Annotated in this window: 19 protein-coding genes and 1 tRNA gene; 19 read left to right on the forward strand and 1 reads right to left on the reverse strand. The window is 35.3% G+C overall.

The annotated features are described in order from the left end of the window. Window positions 1-23: 23 nt before the first annotated feature. The 18 genes from CDZ92_RS01235 to CDZ92_RS01320 all read left to right on the forward strand — a co-directional run bounded on the left by CDZ92_RS01235 (window position 24) and on the right by CDZ92_RS01320 (window position 18686). Complete coding sequence (locus CDZ92_RS01235; protein ID WP_096153102.1) at window positions 24-488, forward strand: acyl-CoA thioesterase; 465 nt, start codon at window positions 24-26, stop codon at window positions 486-488. Between the two features lie 152 nt (window positions 489-640). Next, complete coding sequence (gene gerE / locus CDZ92_RS01240) at window positions 641-865, forward strand: spore germination transcription factor GerE (RefSeq protein ID WP_047972062.1); 225 nt, start codon at window positions 641-643, stop codon at window positions 863-865. A gap of 296 nt (window positions 866-1161) precedes the next feature. Beyond that, complete coding sequence (locus tag CDZ92_RS01245; RefSeq protein ID WP_096153104.1) at window positions 1162-1614, forward strand: MarR family winged helix-turn-helix transcriptional regulator; 453 nt, start codon at window positions 1162-1164, stop codon at window positions 1612-1614. 10 nt (window positions 1615-1624) lie between these two features. Next, window positions 1625-2440 (forward strand): glutamate racemase, encoded by an 816-nt coding sequence (gene racE, locus CDZ92_RS01250; RefSeq protein ID WP_096153106.1) that lies wholly within the window; start codon window positions 1625-1627, stop codon window positions 2438-2440. Between the two features lie 166 nt (window positions 2441-2606). Beyond that, the gene (locus CDZ92_RS01255; RefSeq protein WP_096153108.1) at window positions 2607-3671 is read left to right on the forward strand and encodes a GerMN domain-containing protein; all 1065 of its coding nucleotides are present in this window, start codon (window positions 2607-2609) and stop codon (window positions 3669-3671) included. Between the two features lie 104 nt (window positions 3672-3775). Beyond that, window positions 3776-4525 (forward strand): ribonuclease PH, encoded by a 750-nt coding sequence (rph, locus tag CDZ92_RS01260; RefSeq protein ID WP_096153110.1) that lies wholly within the window; start codon window positions 3776-3778, stop codon window positions 4523-4525. After that, window positions 4522-5112 (forward strand): XTP/dITP diphosphatase, encoded by a 591-nt coding sequence (locus CDZ92_RS01265; protein ID WP_096153112.1) that lies wholly within the window; start codon window positions 4522-4524, stop codon window positions 5110-5112. The genes rph and CDZ92_RS01265 overlap by 4 nt, the downstream gene beginning before the upstream one ends. 20 nt (window positions 5113-5132) lie before the next feature. Further along, window positions 5133-5636, forward strand: coding sequence for a metallophosphoesterase family protein (locus CDZ92_RS01270; RefSeq protein WP_096153114.1), 504 nt, complete (start codon window positions 5133-5135; stop codon window positions 5634-5636). 162 nt (window positions 5637-5798) lie between these two features. Continuing rightward, window positions 5799-5875 (forward strand) — tRNA-Arg (locus CDZ92_RS01275). Window positions 5876-6079: 204 nt separating this feature from the next. Further along, on the forward strand, window positions 6080-7090 hold the full coding sequence (locus CDZ92_RS01280; protein ID WP_096153116.1) for a tetratricopeptide repeat protein: 1011 nt from the start codon (window positions 6080-6082) through the stop codon (window positions 7088-7090). A 244-nt stretch (window positions 7091-7334) separates the two neighbouring features. Next, on the forward strand, window positions 7335-8621 hold the full coding sequence (gene tig, locus CDZ92_RS01285; protein WP_096153118.1) for a trigger factor: 1287 nt from the start codon (window positions 7335-7337) through the stop codon (window positions 8619-8621). A gap of 285 nt (window positions 8622-8906) precedes the next feature. Further along, window positions 8907-10172 carry an ATP-dependent protease ATP-binding subunit ClpX gene (gene clpX, locus CDZ92_RS01290; RefSeq protein ID WP_096153119.1) on the forward strand — a complete coding sequence of 422 codons (1266 nt, stop codon included), beginning with the start codon at window positions 8907-8909 and terminating at the stop codon, window positions 10170-10172. A gap of 394 nt (window positions 10173-10566) precedes the next feature. Next, window positions 10567-12249: an ATP-dependent protease LonB gene (gene lonB, locus CDZ92_RS01295; RefSeq protein WP_096153121.1), complete on the forward strand. Its 1683-nt coding sequence runs from the start codon at window positions 10567-10569 to the stop codon at window positions 12247-12249. Between the two features lie 607 nt (window positions 12250-12856). Further along, window positions 12857-15178 (forward strand): endopeptidase La, encoded by a 2322-nt coding sequence (gene lon, locus CDZ92_RS01300; protein ID WP_096153123.1) that lies wholly within the window; start codon window positions 12857-12859, stop codon window positions 15176-15178. Then, a complete protein-coding gene (gene yihA / locus CDZ92_RS01305; RefSeq protein ID WP_096153125.1) occupies window positions 15175-15756 on the forward strand; it encodes a ribosome biogenesis GTP-binding protein YihA/YsxC in 582 nt (193 codons plus the stop codon). The genes lon and yihA overlap by 4 nt, the downstream gene beginning before the upstream one ends. 242 nt (window positions 15757-15998) lie before the next feature. Then, complete coding sequence (locus tag CDZ92_RS01310; protein ID WP_096153126.1) at window positions 15999-16784, forward strand: transporter substrate-binding domain-containing protein; 786 nt, start codon at window positions 15999-16001, stop codon at window positions 16782-16784. A 480-nt stretch (window positions 16785-17264) separates the two neighbouring features. After that, window positions 17265-17927 carry an amino acid ABC transporter permease gene (locus CDZ92_RS01315; protein ID WP_096153128.1) on the forward strand — a complete coding sequence of 221 codons (663 nt, stop codon included), beginning with the start codon at window positions 17265-17267 and terminating at the stop codon, window positions 17925-17927. 36 nt (window positions 17928-17963) lie between these two features. Further along, on the forward strand, window positions 17964-18686 hold the full coding sequence (locus CDZ92_RS01320; RefSeq protein WP_096156872.1) for an amino acid ABC transporter ATP-binding protein: 723 nt from the start codon (window positions 17964-17966) through the stop codon (window positions 18684-18686). Between the two features lie 260 nt (window positions 18687-18946). Here CDZ92_RS01320 and CDZ92_RS01325 read toward each other — a convergent pair whose 3' ends face one another. Next, the gene (locus tag CDZ92_RS01325; protein WP_096153130.1) at window positions 18947-19432 is read right to left on the reverse strand and encodes a LiaF transmembrane domain-containing protein; all 486 of its coding nucleotides are present in this window, start codon (window positions 19430-19432) and stop codon (window positions 18947-18949) included. A 476-nt stretch (window positions 19433-19908) separates the two neighbouring features. Here CDZ92_RS01325 and hemA point away from each other — a divergent pair, with 476 nt between their 5' ends. Then, window positions 19909-21273, forward strand: coding sequence for a glutamyl-tRNA reductase (hemA, locus tag CDZ92_RS01330; RefSeq protein WP_096153132.1), 1365 nt, complete (start codon window positions 19909-19911; stop codon window positions 21271-21273). The last annotated feature ends 13 nt before the right edge of the window (window positions 21274-21286 follow it).

Here is a 21286-nt window from a genome sequence, read left to right on the forward strand (position 1 = left end):
TCAAAAAATAGGAGTTGAATAAATTGAAAAAGATAAATTATATTAACGACTTTTCCAATTGGATGAATGAGTTCTCATTCAGTCATCTTATTAAAGTAAGATTTTCCGAAACAGATATGTTTGGTCATATGAATAATACTGTGCCGTTTGTATATTTCGAAGAAGCTAGAATCGAATATTTCAAGAATCTTGGCTTTATGCAAGAATGGGCAATGCCTTCAAGTAATACAATACCGGTAGTTGCAGATCTCCAATGTGATTATGTGAATCAGGTTTACTTTGGTGAACAGATTAGAGTGTTCGTTAAAGCAAATGATATTGGAACATCTTCTGTCGATCTGCATTATATGGGATTAAAGGATAATGGAGATGTTTGTTTTGTAGGAAGAGGGCGAATGGTCCAGTTAAACAAACAAACTGGTAAAGGTGACCCTTGGACAGCAGAAATGAAAGATAAATTCTTTACAGCAGTATCAAAAAATATTTGAGCCAGTTTCATTAGGTATGTTTACTAAAAAAAATCCTTAAATCTGTTCTTTCAACTGTAACTTTAACCAACATTTTCACATATTATACCATGACTAAATATCCACCCATCCACGATGTTCAGCTCTGGCTAAGGCAAGGAGGGTTACATTCATTGAAGGAGAAAGAGTTTCAACCAAAGCCATTGCTCACTAAAAGAGAAAGAGAAGTTTTTGAACTGTTAGTACAAGATAAAACAACGAAAGAAATCGCGGGAGAGTTATTCATAAGCGAAAAAACAGTTCGGAACCATATTTCAAACGCTATGCAAAAGCTTGGAGTTAAGGGGCGATCTCAAGCAGTTGTCGAGCTACTTCGTATGGGAGAGCTAGAGCTTTAACCACTTGCAAAGCTGACAAGAGGGAAGGTTATCTTGAACAACATGGAACCTCTTATTTCACATAAATTCATGATGCCCTTTCCTTTTTTCGTCAGCTTAAAAAACTAGGTTTAGTGCTTTTATTATCGAGAATACCTTGCAATTTTCATAGAAAAATAAGAAAATGATAAGTGAACATAAGTTATTGTTTAGTAAACATATCTATTTTAGAAAGATTATCAGCCATGACCTAACAAAAAATTGTACAAGCTTCAGCTGATGTTTATACATATCAATATAGGGGAAGAGGGTAGAGAATGACACAACAACAAAATGTTATTAAAAACGAAAAATCAGTAGCAAATATTGAAAAGTCATTACGATATATCGCTACTTTAGTAAAACAAAAAGGACGCGAAATCTTAAGTAATTATACGATTACGCCTCCACAATTCGTTGCTTTACAATGGTTATTAGAAGGCGGAGATATGACAATTGGAGAGCTATCTACTAAAATGTATTTAGCTTGTAGTACAACGACAGATTTAGTGGACCGTATGGAAAAGAACGAATTAGTCCAACGTGTAAAAGATCCAAATGACCGTAGAGTAGTACGTATTCATCTTCTAGAAGAAGGTGAAAGAATTATCGCGGAGGTAGTAAAGAAACGTCAAGAATATTTACAAGGAATATTAGTGAACTACACTCCTGAAGAAATATTAGTTTTAGAAAAATGTTTATCGCGTTTACATCAAGATATGAAAGAATGAGGGATATTTTTTGCAAAGACCGATTGGAGTTATTGATTCTGGAGTAGGTGGCCTTACTGTTGCAAAAGAAATAATGAGGCAATTGCCGAAAGAAAGAATCATCTACCTAGGAGATACAGCTCGGTGTCCTTATGGCCCGAGAAATAAAGAAGAAGTTCGAGAATTCACATGGGAAATGACAAATTACCTATTACTACACCATGACATTAAAATGTTAGTAATTGCTTGTAATACTGCAACTGCTGTAGCGTTGGATGAAATAAGTGATAGATTACCTATTCCAGTTATCGGTGTTATTGAACCAGGTTCACGAACGGCGCTTAAAGTTACATCAAATAGGCATGTAGGTGTTATAGGTACAGTAGGTACGATAACGAGTGGTGCATATGAAAATGCATTAAAAACAATAAACTCAGAAGTGCTAGTAGAAAGTTTAGCTTGTCCTCCATTTGTTCCATTAGTGGAAAGCGGCGAATATGAGGGAGAGCTTCCAGACCAAGTTGTTAAAGAAACCTTATTGCCTATACTTAATAAAGGAATCGATACATTAATTCTTGGGTGTACACATTATCCTTTACTTAAAGAATCCATTCAAAAAGCTGTAGGTCCTTCAACGGAAATTATTTCCTCTGGAGATGAAACTGCTAGAGAAGTTAGTACTATTCTTGATTATAAGAAATTATTAAATCGCCAAAAAGCAAGATCTCAAGATCATCTTTTCTTAACAACAGGACCGAAAGAGATTTTCCAAAAAATCGCATCTAAACTATTTGAACAATCTATCGAAAACGTTGAAACCATCGTACTAGAAAAAGTAAATAGCTAAACCGTACCCCGCTTACTAAAAATAAGCGGGGTTTATTTCAGGGAAATTACAGGTGCCTGTAATTTCCCTGAAATTTTTTGGGGTGAAAAATTTATGGTTAAGCTTGTTCTAATTTTTTCTAAGGCTCGTATACATATTAGTACAAACCGTCATGGGAGGGAAAGTTATGTCTAAGAGAAAATTAAAGATTACCGCTGCTTCTGTGCTTGCTTCTTCAATGTTTTTAGCTGGATGTGGATTGTTTGGTGGGGATGAGAAAGCAGGTAATGAATTAAAAGTACCAACAGATGTTTCATATCAAGATGATACAGAAAACAATGATACATCGAATAATGGCGATGAAAACGTTGCTGCTGATATGGTGGAAAGAGAAATTTATTTAATTGATAGCAATGGATTTGTTGTTTCTCAATCTGTTATGTTACCAATTACAGATTCACCAGCAAAACAAGTGCTTAGCTATTTAGTTACAGGGGGACCTGTTGATGAAATGTTACCAAATGGTTTTCGAGCAGTTTTACCTGCTGGAACAGAAGTGGATGTCAATCTGAAAGAAGATGGCACAATTGTTGCTGACTTCTCAAATGAATTTTCTGACTATGAGCCACAAGATGAAATGGCCATTTTGCAAGCTGTAACGTGGACACTAACGCAATTTGATAATGTGGAAAAAGTAGAATTAAGAGTAAATGGCCATGAACAAAAGTTTATGCCTGTGAATAAAACACCAATTAACAATAGTTTAAGCCGTGCAGATGGTATTAACCATGACACGACAGAAGTGTTAGACATTATGAACACACGTCCTGTAACGTTATATTTCTTAGCGGAATCTAACGATGGAGAAACGTATTATGTACCTGTTACGAAACGTATGAAAGTTTCGGAGTCAAACAACTATGAAGCAATTGTAAAGGCATTAATTCAAGGACCAGCCTATACTTCAGGTCTAGTTGGAGACTTCAATCCGCAAGTGGCACTTATGGCGGAACCTAAATTAGAGAATGGTAATTTAACATTAAACTTTAACGAATCTATTCTTGGTAGTTTCGAAGGAAATAAAATCTCAAAAACTGTAGTGGACGCACTAGTACTAACGTTAACAGAACAAGCTGGAGTTGATTCTATCTCTATCACTGTTAACGGTGAAGGTGAGTTAATGGCGACAGATGGTACAAATGTATCGGAACCAGTGTCACGTCCTGAAAAGGTGAATACAGGAAGGTTTTAATCTTTGATTTTTGATATACTATAAAGGAAAACTGGAAGGGGTTAGCGTAAGCTACCTCTTCTTCTGTTTGTGATGAATGTGAAAAATAAAGGAGCACAAAGCAAATGACAAGAGTAGATGGTAGACAAAAAAACGAAATCCGTACTGTTGAAATTATTCCTAACTACATTAAACACCCAGAAGGATCTGTACTTATTTCTGTCGGTGATACAAAAGTTATTTGTACAGCAAGTATTGACGAAAGAGTACCTCCTTTTATGCGTAACCAAGGGAAAGGTTGGATTACAGCAGAATATTCTATGTTACCTCGAGCTACAGAACAAAGAACAATGAGAGAGTCAACAAAAGGAAAAGTTACAGGTAGAACGATGGAAATTCAGCGTCTAATTGGCCGAGCACTTCGATCTGTCATTGATTTAGAAAAAGTAGGAGAGCGCACAATTTGGATTGATTGTGATGTTATTCAAGCAGATGGTGGAACTAGAACGGCTTCCATCACAGGTGCGTATGTGGCATCAGTTTTTGCGTTACATAAACTTTTAAAAGATAAAAAAATAAAGAAGTTACCTGTTCATAACTTTTTAGCGGCAACTTCAGTAGGCGTTGACCCAGAACATGGCGAGATTTTAGACTTAAATTACATAGAAGATTCAAAAGCAAATGTGGATATGAATGTTATAATGAATGGAAAATTAGAGCTAGTGGAGGTCCAAGGTACTGGTGAAGAAGCTACATTCTCACGTAGTCAATTAAATAACCTTCTCGACTTAGCAGAAGAAGGAATATTAGAATTAATAGAGCACCAAAAAGAAGCGTTAGGTGAAATTGCTACATTAATAGGTGATGGGAAATGAAAGAGTTAATAATTGCTACAAATAATAAAGGCAAAGTAAAAGAATTTCAAAATATTTTTTCAGCTAAAGGGTATTCAGTAAAATCATTAAAAGACTTTCCAGAAATACAAGACGTAGAAGAAACAGGTACGACATTTGAGGAAAACGCGCTCCTTAAGGCTACAGAAGTTTCTAAAACACTTAACGTAGTAGTTATAGCCGATGACTCTGGTTTGGAAGTGGATGCTTTAGATGGAGAACCTGGGGTTTATTCAGCACGCTATGCTGGGAATGAAAAAAGTGACGAAGCAAACATAGATAAAGTGTTAGAAAAATTGCAAGGTGTTCCTGCGGAAAAAAGAACAGCCAGGTTCGTTTGCGTACTAGCAGTTGCAATGCCAGACGGTGAAAGTTTTACGGTAAGGGGAACGTGTGAAGGGTTTATAGCTTCAGAGCGAAAAGGTGAAAATGGCTTTGGTTATGATCCGATTTTTTATATAAAAGAAATAGATAAAACGATGGCTCAACTTTCAAAAGAAGAAAAAAATAAAATTAGCCATCGTGCAAGAGCGATAGAACGATTGGAAAAACGTTGGGAGAAACTGTAAAATCAAGGAGATTTTATTCCATGAAAGTATTAATAATAAGTGATAATCATGGCGATGAGGAACTGTTAAAAGAAATAGCAAAAAGGCATTCGCCTGAAGTTAATGCACTGTTTCATTGTGGGGATTCAGAGTTAGCTGCAAACAGTGAAGCAATGAAACATTATGAAAGTGTTCGTGGTAACTGTGACTATGATTCGAATTATCCGCAAGAATTAACGAAAGATGTAAATGGTGTACGTTTTTACATAACACACGGTCATCTACATCAAGTGAAATCAACGTTAATGCCAATAAAATATAGAGCGGAAGAAGTAGGTGCTAGAGTTGTTTGTTTCGGACACTCTCATATTGCAGGGACTGAGATGGTAGATGGCATATTATTTATTAATCCAGGCAGTATCCTACTTCCTCGTATGACAAAGGACCAATCCTATGTTATACTAGAGTATAGTGATAATGATTTTTCAGTACTTTACTATAATGAAATAGGTCATTTGTTAAAATCTTTTTCTTTTAAAAACTAATATTTAACAGGGAAGTATTAATACTTCCCTGACTTATAAAAATTATGGTAGAAAAATTTACGAAAAAGTGTTGACTTTATTATTTGGTTCTCCTATAATAAATCTTGTCGCTGCTAGTTAACATGAAAAAATTGCTAACAAGTTAAGACCTAAACATAATATGTCCCAGTAGCTCAGCTGGATAGAGCAACGCCCTTCTAAGGCGTGTGTCGGGGGTTCGAATCCCTCCTGGGACGCCATTTTACACCATAGAATTTTGTTTATGAGCACTTTGCAAAGAGTGTTGATAAATTTAATTCTGTGGTGTTTTTATTTTTCTACATAAGCTAACCCCTAACAGCCAACTTCTAATTACTATCTACTAAAAGCACCTTGTACTCTCCACCAACTACTGATAAACTTTAAACAAATAATTCACAAAAAAAACAGGGTGGTACAGATCAATGAAAAAAGACAAACAAAATATCGTACAATTCCCTAACCTAAAACAACGATTGCTCGAAAAAGCGATGGAAACAATGAAGCAAAAAAATTTTCATGACGCCTTAAAGCTATTCGAAGAAGCACAAGACTTTGAATTTGCACCTGCAGAAGTGGAATTAGGTATCATCGTTTGCCTAATGGAAACAGGAGACTTACAGGAAGCGAAACAAAGGTGCAAAAGACTATTACAAGAAGACATTGGAGACTATTTTCATACATTACAAATGTATATCACGATCCTCATCCAATTAAAAGAGTATGAAGAAGTGAAACTCACGATTGAAGCAATCCTTCAAGAAGAAAGAATACCAGCCCAACAAGCACAAACGTTTTATCAACTTTTAGAATTTGCAAGAAAGATGCTTCCATATGAAGAACAGAGCGAAAAACTAAAAGACGAAACAAAAGATGGTCAGCTTCAAATAGACGAATTAATAAATGGCGACACTCAAAAACAATATATGATCATTCAACAACTAAAACATTTACACGTACGACCGTATAAAGAATACATATTAAATTACTTAGAGGATTCCAATCGACATCCAGTATTAAAAACATTTTTATTGAATGTTCTAATGGAACAAGAATGGAATATAGAAGTTACCGTTCAAAAGCTTAGTCGAACAATTAAAGTAAAGCCAATTGAACTAAATTTTGATACAAAGTCATCATTTTTACTAAGTGTGGAGTCTATTCTTGATGATAAAATAAACTCGAACAATCCTACAATGTTTGACACACTACAGGATATGATTGTTCGTTTACATGCTGTACTTTTTCCGCTTACATTAGAAGGGGAAAACGCTAAAGTATGGGCTGCGGCATTACATAGTTTAGGAAACGAATATTACGGTTTTACTGCGGAACTTGACCATGTTGCACTAGATTACGATGTGGACATAAATCAACTATCCACAATCAGAGATACAATTGTAAAACTTGAAGAATTTTCATATTTACAATTATAATCGTTATTGTTGAAGAAAAAGAATCATGTGTTATAATATAATGGTTGTAAACTGTATATAAATCATATTTTAAATTTATGTAGATATGGGAATACAGTAATTAGACCTTATGACATAGGGAAAATTTAATCGCTATGTACATGTACCACCTACATATAAGTAGTGTGCAGAATAGGTAATGTTAGTTTCATTAGGTTAGACTGACCATTATCATTTCGAAAATAGATTGTTGGAGGGAAAATCAATGTCTGCAAAATGGGAAAAATTAGAAGGTAATGAAGGCGTATTAACAGTAGAAGTTGATGCAGAAACTGTTAATAAAGGTCTTGACGAAGCTTTTAAAAAGGTAGTACAAAAAGTTAATGTTCCAGGTTTCCGTAAAGGGAAAATGCCTCGTGGAATGTTTGAACAACGTTTCGGCGTGGAATCTTTATTCCAAGACGCTCTAGACATCATTCTTCCAGAAGCATATGCTAGTGCAATTGTTGAAGCTGGAATTGAGCCAGTAGATCGTCCAGAAATCGATGTTCAAGATATGGCTAAAAACCAACCTTTAGTTTTCACTGCTAAAGTTATTGTTAAGCCAGAAGTTAAATTAGGCGACTACAAAGGGTTAGAGGTAGAACGATTAGAAGCTACTGTAACAGACGAAGAAGTAGATGCAGAATTAAAAACATTACAAGAGCGTCAAGCTGAGCTTGTTGTAAAAGAAAGTGGCGCAGTTGAAAACGGCGACACAGTAGTAATGGATTTCGAAGGTTTCGTTAACGATGAAGCATTTGAAGGTGGAAAAGGTGAAAACTACTCCCTTGAAATTGGTTCTGGTCAATTCATTCCAGGTTTTGAAGATCAATTAGTTGGTTTAGAAGCTGGAGTAGAAAAAGACGTAGAAGTAACTTTCCCTGAAGAGTACCATGCTGAAAACTTAGCTGGTCAACCAGCTGTATTCAAAGTTACTGTACATGAAATCAAAACAAAAGAATTACCAGCATTAGACGATGAGTTTGCTAAAGAAGTTGATGAAGAAGTAGAATCTTTAGAACAACTTAAAGCAAAAACAAGAGAGCGTTTAGAAACTTCTAAAAAGCAAGATGCTGAAAACCACTTAAAAGATACTTTAGTGGAAAAAGCTACTGAAAATGCAGAAGTAGAAATTCCAGAAGCAATGGTTAACACAGAAGTTGACCGTATGGTTCGCGAATTCGAACAACGCCTTCAAATGCAAGGTATGAATCTTGAACTTTACTTCCAATTCTCAGGTCAAGACGAAGAAGCTCTTCGTGGACAAATGAAAGAAGATGCTGCTAAACGCGTAAAAATGAACTTAACATTAGAAGCGATTGCAGTAGCAGAAAACATTGAAGTTACGGAAGAAGAAGCGAACGAAGAGTTAGAAAAAATGTCTGCAATGTACAACATGCCTATTGAACAAATTAAACAAGCATTAGGTAGCATTGAAGGCGTAAAAGAAGATTTAAAAATTAGAAAAGCAATGGATCTACTTGTAGAAAACAGTAAAGATGTTGCATAATAGTAAATAAGAAACAAGGCGCGATTTAACTCGTGCCTTGTTTTGTACAATAAATTAATATTTACATTCTAAGTTTCGGCCATTTCTACTCCTTCTGCGTGTGTTATTTCATATAAGGATGGATACAATAGTACAGACTCTATTTTTAAAGTCCATACATAATGTTTTAAAGAGATATTATTACCATTGTTAAGTAAAGATGTGGTAAAATGCAGTACATAATAATAGAATATTTATAAAAGCAGATGGACGAGATGAGAGAGAAATGATAAGGGGTGAAACATTATGTTTAAGTTTAACGATGAAAAAGGACAATTAAAATGTTCTTTTTGTGGGAAAACCCAAGACCAAGTTAGAAAATTAGTAGCTGGTCCAGGAGTATACATATGTGATGAGTGTATTGAATTATGCACAGAAATCGTAGAAGAAGAATTAGGTACAGAAGAAGAAGTAGAGTTTAAAGATGTGCCAAAACCTAAAGAAATTCGTCAAATTCTTGATGAGTACGTAATTGGGCAAGAGTCTGCTAAAAAGGCGCTATCAGTAGCGGTTTACAACCATTACAAGCGTATTAACTCAAATAGTAAAATTGATGAAGTAGAATTAGCTAAAAGTAATATTGCCCTAATCGGTCCAACTGGTAGTGGTAAAACATTACTTGCACAAACGTTAGCTCGTATTTTAAATGTACCATTTGCTATCGCAGATGCGACATCATTAACTGAAGCTGGTTATGTAGGAGAAGATGTAGAGAACATTCTTTTAAAATTAATCCAAGCGGCCGATTATGATGTAGAAAAAGCAGAAAAAGGTATCATTTACATTGACGAAATTGATAAGGTAGCACGTAAATCTGAAAACCCATCGATCACTCGTGATGTTTCAGGTGAAGGTGTTCAACAAGCTTTACTGAAAATTCTAGAAGGTACAGTTGCTAGCGTTCCTCCTCAAGGTGGAAGAAAGCATCCACACCAAGAGTTTATTCAAATTGATACAACAAATATCTTATTTATTTGTGGTGGAGCATTTGACGGTATCGAACAAATTATTAAACGCCGTTTAGGTAAAAAAGTAATTGGTTTCGGTACTGAAAGTAAAATGACAGAAGAAGAACAAACGCAACTTTTATCTAAGGTATTACCAGAAGACTTATTAAAATTCGGTTTAATTCCGGAATTTATTGGGCGTCTACCGGTAATTGCTAGCTTAGAGCAACTTGATGAGTCTGCGTTAGTTGAAATTTTAACAAAACCTAAAAATGCTTTAGTTAAGCAATATTCCAAAATGTTAGATTTAGATGACGTTGAGTTAGAATTTGAAGAAGATGCACTTGTTGAAATTGCGAAAAAAGCAATCGAACGAAAAACTGGTGCACGTGGACTTCGTTCTATCATTGAAGGCATCATGCTTGATGTAATGTACGAACTTCCTTCCAGAGATGACATCAAAAAATGTATTATTACAGCTGAAACAGTAACAGACAATATAACACCAAAGCTAATGCTAGATGACGGTTCCGAACTAAAAGAAGACAAAAAAACTTCTGCATAATAATAAAAAGCGTATTTTTACTTTAATATGTAAAAGTACGCTTTTTTTGTTGTTAGAAAGTTTTAGACTAGTTTAATACAATACAAATATAAACTTATGTAATGTAGATAGAAACTTTAAGGTGATTCCTCTCTGGCTACTTTATGAGGACCAACTTAGTGCTAATTTCGAAGCAAGATGGCTATAAAAACCGCTATGGGAACTATTTGTTGTCTAGTCCAAAACAAAATAGTGCTCATCACAAACCGTTCAATTATGCATGCAGATGAAAAAATTGGCTAATTTAAAAATCAAAATTACATATTTTATCCAAATCATTTTTAGTGGTTTATTCCACGTTTTCCACGGAGATACTAGCATTAATTACAACATGTATTTTTGCAGGAGGGAAACTATGACTTGGACAGGGATTGCACTGTTTATACAATTGTTTTTCGGAGTGATTATTGGACTTTACTTTTGGAATTTGCTAAAAAATCAACGAACTCAAAAGGTTTCCATTGATAAAGAATCAAAAAAAGAAATGGACCAACTCCGAAAAATGCGTAGCATATCATTGACAGAACCGTTAGCGGAAAAAGTAAGACCTACATCATTTAATGATATCGTAGGGCAAGAAGATGGCATAAAAGCGCTTAAAGCAGCTATTTGTGGACCTAACCCACAGCATGTTATCATTTATGGCCCCCCTGGTGTTGGAAAAACTGCAGCAGCGAGACTTGTTTTAGAAGAAGCAAAAAGCAACAATAAATCACCTTTTAAACAGAGTGCCGTTTTTATTGAATTAGACGCAACAACCGCAAGATTTGATGAGAGAGGGATAGCAGACCCTTTAATTGGTTCAGTACATGATCCTATCTATCAAGGTGCAGGAGCAATGGGGCAAGCTGGTATCCCACAACCGAAACAAGGTGCTGTTACTCATGCGCACGGTGGAATGCTTTTTATTGATGAAATTGGTGAACTACACTCTATTCAAATGAATAAGCTATTAAAAGTATTAGAAGATCGAAAAGTATTTTTAGAAAGTGCCTATTACAGTGAAGAAAATAATCAAATTCCTACACATATTCATGACATATTCCAAAATGGTTTACCTGCAGACTTCCGTTTAGTTGGTGCTACAACAAGAACACCAAATGAAATTCCACCAGCTATACGCTCACGTTGTATGGAAGTATTTTTTAGAGAGCTAGATAAAGATGAATTAATTGCAGTTGCTAAAAATTCAGTGTCGAAGATTTTTATGACAGCGGATGAACATGGAATAGAACTATTAGCTACATATACAAGAAATGGTCGTGAAGTGGTGAACATGATGCAAATTGCAGCTGGTCTTGCCATAACAGAAGATCGATCAAATGTAACTCTTGCTGATATTGAATGGGTTATTCATTCTAGCCAACTTACGCCTAGATACGAAAGTAAGATTAAAGAAGAATCTAGACTCGGCCTCGTAAACGGACTAGCTGTTTATGGACCGAATAGTGGAGCTTTATTAGAAATAGAAGTAACTGCTATACCAGCAGAAGAGAAAAAAGGAACCGTTAATATTACTGGAATTGTTGAAGAAGAAAGTATTGGTGGACAAGGTAAATCTATTCGTAGAAAAAGTATGGCAAAAGGTTCTGTTGAAAATGTTATTACTGTACTTCGATCATTAGGTGTACCAGCTGCTGACTTCGACATTCATGTCAATTTTCCTGGTGGCATTCCCATTGACGGGCCATCAGCTGGGATAGCGATGGCAACGGGTATATATTCGGCAATCTTTAAAATTCCTGTGAGGAATACGGTGGCAATGACAGGAGAAATTAGTATTCATGGTGCTGTTAAACCAATAGGTGGGGTTATACCGAAAATTAAAGCAGCCAAACAAGCAGGAGCAAAAAGAGTTATAATTCCAGACGAAAATATGCAATCAATCATTAAAGAGATTGAAGGAATTGAAATCATTCCAGTTAAACAATTCCAAGAAGTATTAGATCTAGCGCTACAACGTGAACTAGTACAGGAACCAAGCTTCGATCACGTTATTCCTAACATACAAAACATATCACAAGCAGAATCAATGTAATAGTACAAAAAAGCATCGGAACGTGACCCGATGCTTTTTTCTTAATTGAGTGAGTTTCATAATGTACAATTACTAAACTAAAAACGAATATTAAACCTATTCTTTCATATAATTTACGTTTTATATCGAACGTTATTTAATTATATAATAAACGGAACATTCGTTTTTCACTAAACGAACCGTAATAATGAATTTGATTCAATTAATAAAGAATATCATTAGCAAAGCATTTAATAATTGCACTTAACAAGCTAAACAGGTAAAATTTTTAATACTAGAGCTCAATCATAATATATGACTACTTAACGAAAAACGAAATATAAATGCATAGTTCTTGTTAATTAAACCTATAGATACGAAATTTTACAACCCAAGAATACAATGATTCGTTTATCATTAACCGAATTAATTATGAAATTAAATCACTTGAAAAAACATACTGTTAATAGGAATTGCAAACAATACTACATGAGACTCATCTTACGTCAAATTGAATCTTTTCGTTATGTAAAAGTTCGATGTGAAAAGGTGTTAATTAGACAGTGTCTAGTAAATAAGATAGAATTGTACAAAGAACAACGTTGATTGAGCGTTCGGAGGTGTTTCCATGGCTAACAATAAAGAATATATTGTGCCTCTTTTGCCCTTACGCGGGTTAATGGTATTTCCTACGATGGTGTTGCATTTAGATGTAGGAAGAGATAAATCCATTCAAGCGTTAGAGCATGCGATGTTAGAAGATAAAAAAGTACTACTCGTGACTCAGAAAGAAGTTTCAGTGGATGACCCTACAGAAGACGATTTGTTTGAATGGGGTACCTTAACGAAAATTAAGCAAATGTTAAAGTTGCCGAATGGCACGGTGCGAGTATTAGTCGAAGGTTTAGAAAGAGCAAAAATTGTAGAATATCTCGAAGAAGATTTTTATAGTGTGAAATTATTAACTTACCCTGACCGTGATGAGAAAGATCCGGAAGATGAAGCATTGATGAGAACTCTTCTAGAATATTTCCATACATATACGAAGCTTTCGAAAAAAACGACAATAGAAACGTATCACTCTATTTCGGATATTGCAGAACCAGGAAGAATGGCAGATATCATTACAAGTCACCTTCCACTAAAAATGAAAGATAAGCAAATAATTATAGAAACAACGGATTTAAAAGATCGTATTCATAAAGTAATTAATTTTGTTAACAATGAAAAGGAAGTTCTACAACTGGAAAAGAAAATTGGACTTCGTGTAAAACGGTCCATGGAGAGAACGCAAAAAGAATATTACTTGCGTGAACAAATGAAGGCAATCCAAAAGGAACTTGGAGATAAAGAAGGAAAAACTGGCGAAATAGAGGATTTAAAGGCAAGAGTAGAAAAAGCACACATGCCAGAATCCGTTGAAACTATAGCCTTAAAAGAAATTGATCGCTATGAAAAAATCCCTTCCAATTCAGCAGAAAATTCGGTTGTTCGAAATTATATTGAATGGCTATTAACATTACCCTGGACAAATGCAACCGAAGATAACATAAATATTAATAGAGCTGAAAAGATATTAAACGATGATCATTTCGGATTAGATAAAGTAAAAGAACGAGTTTTAGAGTATTTAGCAGTACAACAATTAACGAATTCACTTAAAGGGCCAATTCTTTGTTTAGCTGGACCTCCTGGAGTAGGAAAAACTTCTTTAGCAAGGTCAATTGCCAAGTCATTAAACAGAAATTTTGTCCGCGTTTCTTTAGGTGGAGTAAGAGACGAATCGGAAATTCGTGGACATAGAAGAACATACGTAGGTGCAATGCCAGGAAGAATTATTCAAGGAATGAAAAAAGCTGGTACTATTAACCCTGTTTTCCTACTAGATGAAATAGATAAAATGTCTAATGATTTTAGAGGAGATCCTTCATCGGCATTATTAGAGGTGTTAGATCCGGAACAAAACCATAATTTTAGTGATCATTATATTGAGGAAACGTATGACTTATCTAACGTAATGTTCGTAGCAACGGCGAACAATTTGGGTACTATTCCTGGGCCGCTTCGTGACCGAATGGAAATCATCACCATTGCAGGTTATACCGAAATAGAGAAACTTCATATTGCCAAAGACCATTTACTACCAAAGCAGTTAAAAGATCATGGATTAACGAAAAGCTCTTTACAAATTCGTGATGATGCCATCCTATCTATTATTCGTCACCATACGAGAGAAGCGGGAGTAAGAAGTCTTGAGCGACAATTAGCTTCCATTTGCCGTAAAGCAGCGAAAATCATTGTTTCGAATGACAAGAAGCGAATTGTTTTAACAGAGAAGTCACTTCAAGATTACCTTGGAAAACCAAGATTCCGTTACGGTCAAGCAGAACTAGAAGACCAAGTAGGTGTGGCAACTGGGTTAGCTTATACAACTGTAGGTGGAGATACTTTAGCAATCGAAGTTTTACTTTCACCTGGTAAAGGTAAGTTAACGTTAACGGGTAAACTTGGTGATGTAATGAAAGAATCAGCACAAGCAGCATTTAGTTATATCCGTTCAAGAGCAAAAGAATGGAAAATCGACCCCGACTTCCATGAGAAAAATGACATTCATATCCACGTTCCAGAAGGAGCTGTACCAAAAGACGGTCCGTCAGCAGGTATAACGATGGCAACAGCGTTAATTTCTGCGTTAACAGGCCGTGCAGTTCGTAAGGATGTTGGAATGACAGGTGAAATCACTTTAAGAGGTAGAGTGTTGCCAATAGGTGGTTTAAAAGAAAAGTCGTTAAGTGCTCATCGGGCTGGATTAACGAAAGTAATTATGCCGAAAGACAATGAAAAAGATTTAGACGATATACCGGAAAGTATAAGGAATGAACTAACATTTGTCCCAGTTTCCACTTTAGACGAAGTGTTAGAACACGCATTAGCAGGAGAGAATTCATGAAAGTAAATCAAGCAGAAATAGTAATCAGTGCCGTAAAACCAGAACAGTATCCACCAGATCCGATGCCGGAATTTGCATTAGCAGGAAGATCTAATGTTGGAAAATCATCCTTTATTAATAAGATGATTAATCGTAAAAATTTAGCGCGTACGTCATCCAAGCCTGGAAAAACGCAAACGTTAAACTTTTATTTAATTAATGAAATGTTACATTTTGTAGACGTACCTGGTTATGGGTATGCCAAAGTTTCAAAGTCGGAACGTGAGGCATGGGGCCGTATGATTGAAACGTATTTAACGAAAAGGGAACAGCTCCGTGCCGTTTTATTAATTATTGACTTACGTCATGCACCCTCTAAAGAGGATGTTATGATGTATGAATTTATTAAACATTACAAATTACCTGTTGTCATTATCGCTACAAAAGCGGATAAAATTCCAAAAGGAAAATGGCAAAAACATAAAAAAGTAGTAAAAGAAACGTTAGGATTGCACCCGGAAGACGAAATCGTTCTATTTTCAGCCGAAACTGGCCACGGAAAAGATGAGGCGTGGGGTATTCTTCAAAAGAAAATGTAGTGAAAAAACAGTAGGAAGCAACATTCCTACTGTTTTTTTTATGTTTAATTCTGTCTAAAATTAGGGAATAGAAAGAAATGGATAGCATTGGTGAGGAATTATAAGGTTCGACTCTCTAAACTTACGTAAGGCTAAAATATCAAGATTTATCAGTAAATAAACTGATAAATGATATTTGTTCCTATGTTGGTAAGTTGCTACCATTAAATTGGACAGGAAAAACAAAGGGGGAAATAGAGAGAATGAAAAAATTATTAATGTATGCTTGCTTGTTTTTACTAGCAAGTATCCTGGTAGCCTGTAGTAGCGGGAAAGTGACTACAGATGAGGGATATGAGTTAGTGGAAGATGGGAAATTTATTTTTGCAGCATCTGGAGAATTCACTCCATTTAGTATGACAGATGGAACCGGTACGATGTCTGGTTTTGACATTGAGGTCGCAGAAGCTGTTGCAAGAGAGCTAGGCTTAGAAGCGGATCAACGTAAATATACTTTTTCGGGAATTGTAGAAGGTGTTAGAAGTGGTCGCTTTGATGTAGCGGTTGCGAGTCATACAATTACAGAAGAGCGAATGCAGGAAGTAGATTTTACCGTACCATACTACTATTCCGGGGCACAAATCTTTGTTAGGCCAGATAGTGATATTCAGACATTAGATGACTTACAAGGAAAAACTGTTGCAGTATCACGAGGTTCTACATACGGTGATTTAATAGAAGGAGTACCAGGAGAAATCGTTAACTATGATAGTGACGTAGTAGCATTAGAATCATTAAATAACGGTCGCTATGATGCAGTAGTTACAGACTTCATAACTGGACGCGAAGCAATCGGCGCTGGAATGAACTTAGAAGGTAGAGAACTTTTAGATCGTAGTGAACAAGCTATTGCAGTAGCAAAAGGTAACGAAGCACTAACGAAGGCAATTAGTGAAGCTTTAGAAAAACTTCGTGAAAGCGGAGAATTAGCGAAGATTAGTGAGAAGTACTTTGGAGAAGACATCACAACAGACCCAGAACAGCAATAATATCACCATGCGTACTTAGTAAAGTAGTGTTTGTCCATTTTAGCTTTTGGCCCAGTAAAATACGAGGAAATTTAGGCCAGTGACAAAAGGATAAATAAGGCAAAAAAGTGTGGTGAAGTTTCACCACACTTTTTTGGTATTTGAGTTCGTTTCAGTATGTATAAATACGAAACGAAAAATGATTTTAAAGCTTACACAGAAAATAATATTACTGTAAAGGAGTGAGTTTCATAATGTACAACTACTAAACGAAAAACGAATATTAAACCTATTCTTTATTATAATTAAATAACGATTTATATCGAACGTTATTTAATTATAATAAACGGAACATTCGTTTTTCACTAAACGAACAGCAATTATGAAATTGATTCAAGTACGAACAAATTGTACATAGTATGTAAAAATTTCGTTTTTTATTAAACGAGCCGTATATGAAATTAATTAACTTGATTTATTTTATTGAGGAGTGTGAGTAATTTGCCAACCTTTGCCCATTTTCTTGAAGTATTTATCGGAAACTATGATATATTCCTCCGAGGAATGATAAAGACATTACATATTACAGCAGTATCTATCTTTTTAGCACTATTTATTGGACTATTTTTTGCTTTCTTAAAAATATCTAAAATCAAAGTTCTAGAATGGATTGCGAATTTTTATATTTTCTTAGTCAGAGGAACACCATTAATTGTCCAAATCTTTATCTTTTATTATGGCCTTGTAAATTTAAATATTTCACAGTTTTGGGCGGTTACTTTAGCACTAGCCTTCCATAACGGAGCTTATATTGCAGAAATCTTCCGAGGTGCCATTCAATCAGTGGATAGAGGACAAACAGAGGCTGGAAGATCCCTTGGAATGTCGCGTACCTTAACAATGAGAAGAATAATCTTACCTCAAGCTATTAAAAGGTCGTTACCACCTTTAGGAAACCAATTCATTATAGGATTAAAAGATTCTTCCTTAGCAGCGTTTATCGGTTTTTACGAACTATTCAATGTGGCGCAAACACGTGGTGCCCAAACGTTTGATTATATGACAAATCTACTTGTAGTAGCAGTTTACTATTTAATTTTAGTCGGTTTATTATCAATCGTTGTTAGTTTGTTAGAAAAGCGTTATTCAGCAAGTGATAAATAAGATTAAGGAGTTGATAACATGACAAGTCGGAAACTAATGATCGATGTGAAAGATTTAAATAAATCATTCGGAGACTTACATGTACTAAAAGATATAAATATGTCAGTAGAAAACCAAGAAGTTGTTTGCTTGATTGGTGCAAGTGGTTCTGGGAAAAGTACACTACTTCGTTGTTTAAACTTTTTAGAACTAAAAGATAGTGGAACAATTAAGCTAGAAGATAGAGAGATTGATATAAAAAAGGATAATTTAAATAAAGTTAGACAACGTGTAGGAATGGTTTTTCAACATTTTCATTTGTTCCCACATATGACAGTACTAGAAAATGTAATGGAGGCTCCTGTTCAAGTTAGTAAACTACCAAAAGCAGAGGCAAAAGAAATTGCATTAGATATTTTAGCTAAAGTTGGACTATCGGATAAAGTGAATGTTTATCCAGGAAAACTATCTGGTGGACAAAAACAGCGTGTTGCTATCGCAAGAGCACTTGCAATGAAACCTGATGTGATGTTATTCGATGAGCCAACATCAGCTCTAGATCCAGAGCTTGTTGGAGAAGTGTTAAGAACGATGAAGAAGCTCGCTGAAGAAGGAATGACGATGGTTGTTGTCACACATGAAATGGGATTTGCGCAAGAAGTAGCAGACCGAGTAGTATACTTACACGATGGCAAAATCGTTGAAGAAGGGTGTCCTGAAGAAGTATTCAACAACCCGAAAAACGAAAGAACAAAAGAATTCTTAAATGCAATACTATAAATAGTAAGCCTGGGGTAGATAAATAATACAACTACCACAGGCTATTTTTTGCTGTTAAAACATTGATAAAGTATAGATTTACTTAGCTGTTGATTGGAGCGCAAGTCGGAGACTCCTGCGCGAATGCGACGAGGAGTAGGTTTATTCACGATAGTGAAAATAACCTTCCTTTTTAGCGCCCGCGGAAAGCGAAGACTTGCGCTCCAATTAACACAACCAACAGCGGTGTTTTAGGGAGAATTATAAATTATGTATAAAATCTATTTCCTTTTAAAGAATAGTAAGTAAACACCGATTACAATTAGTAACGCTGGCCAGAATGTATGTATCAGGGAAAAGCCTTTTTCTACTAAACCGAATACTTCCATGATTGGATTAGAAAATAAGAAAAAGCTAGCAATAAACAATAATATTAATCCTTCCGCTAAACCTTGTTTCGTCTTTTGCCAACGAAGCAAAAATCCGAGGCCAACAATCAAAATGATTGTAGAAACATGATCAGGCCAAAATGCAAACTTGTTTTTAACTTGAAAATGCAAACCAACTCCAAATAGGACAACACCAGGTAAAATATTTGGGTAATCATTTTGTTTGTATGCTTGTATTAATAATGCTAGCCCAATAATGATTAGAAAGGTAGACCAAGTGAACATACCAGACCACATTTCTATATCAAATTGTTCCAAAAGGAAATATAAACCAAACCCTATCAGTAAAATACTAGGTAAAAAACTATTTTTCTTCATCTTTTCCTCCAAACTTAAAGCTCAGTATTAAATTAATATAATAATTACGGCTCGTTTATAATAAGGTCCTTTAAATACTAAGTTGAATGAATTATTCTTTTTTCGTACTGTAGTCATACTTATTAAGATTACTCACTTGATTATCGACAAAATTTTTGGTAATGTACGAGTGGACGTAATCTTATTATAAATAGATAGTAATAGAACGTAAAAGCTTTGTTACTTATTTCATTTTCTGTTCACATTTTACCAAAAGATAATGAAACAAGTCATGATATAATCAAAAGAGTAAGTTAGATAGGGTATCAAAACTACCTCAAAAACGAATTATGAACTAAATAATACTTGATTAATACAAACATAATACGAAATACACACAATATCAACAATTGAAAACTCGTTTTTCAATAAACGAAATACAATTATGCAATTAATTGAACTAATGATAAAAAAATTTTAGGGGGTGCCATTTTCACATGCATATTATAGTTGTTGGACTTAATTATAAGACTGCCCCTGTTGAAATCCGTGAAAAATTAACGTTTAATCCCGCTGATATCGAAAGAGCAATGGTTGCATTGAAAGATCGTAAATCGATTTTAGAAAATGTGATCGTTTCAACATGTAATCGTACGGAAGTGTATGCTGTTGTCGATCAACTTCATACTGGGCGTTACTATATAAAAGCATTTCTAGCTGATTGGTTCGGTCTAGATAAAGAGGAGTTTTCTCCTTATTTAAATATATATGAGAACGACGGGGCATTAGAGCATTTGTTCCGAGTAACGTGTGGACTGAACTCGATGGTAGTAGGGGAAACACAAATATTAGGACAGATTCGAAATAGCTTTTTTATGGCTCAAGAAAATGAAACGGTAGGTACAATTTTTAACCGTTTGTTTAAGCAAGCTGTTACACTTGCGAAGCGTGCCCATTCAGAAACAGAAATTGGAGCAAACGCCGTTTCTGTTAGTTATGCTGCTGTGGAACTTGCCAAGAAAATTTTTGGTGAGTTAACAGATAAGCATGTTCTTATTTTAGGTGCTGGAAAAATGGGAGAACTTGCCGTACAAAACCTTCATAGCAACGGTGTAAAGCAAGTGACGGTGATGAACCGTACGCTTGAAAAAGCAGAAGATTTAGCAAATCGCTTTGCTGGTAATGCCAAATCACTAGAAGAAATGTCTTGTGCTCTAGTAGAAGCAGATATTTTAATTAGCTCAACAGGAGCAAAAGACTATGTTTTACGCAAAGAAGATATGGTACACGTGGAAAAAATGCGTAAAGGTCGTCCGCTATTCATGGTGGATATTGCTGTACCACGTGATTTAGACCCAGAATTAGAACAATTAGAAAGTGTTTTCTTATACGATATAGATGACTTAGAAGGTATTGTACAAGCTAACATGGCGGAGCGTAAAAAAGCTGCGGAAGCGATTGAATTAATGATTGAAGCGGACATTGTAGAGTTTAAAGAATGGTTAAATATGCTTGGAGTTGTTCCGATTATTTCAGCTCTACGCCAAAAAGCGTTAGATATCCAAGGTGAGACAATGGCAAGCATTCAACGAAAAATGCCACATCTAACAGAGCGTGAAGTGAAAGTCTTAAATAAGCATACGAAAAGTATTATTAACCAAATGCTACGTGACCCAATTCTTCGTGCAAAAGAACTGGCTGCTGAACCAAATGCAGAGCAGTCATTAGCACTGTTCTCTAAAATCTTCAACATTGAAGAAGAGGTTATTCAAGAAACAACAACACAATACTACTCCATGAAGAAGGACAAGAGCACAGCAAAACTAGTTGCTCCTAACCTTCAAGCGACATTACAGTCGTAAGCGAGGCATTCAC

The sequence above is a fragment of the Bacillus sp. FJAT-45066 genome (genome assembly GCF_002335755.1).
Taxonomy (GTDB): Bacteria; Bacillota; Bacilli; order Bacillales; family Bacillaceae_I; genus Bacillus_CD; species Bacillus_CD alkalisoli.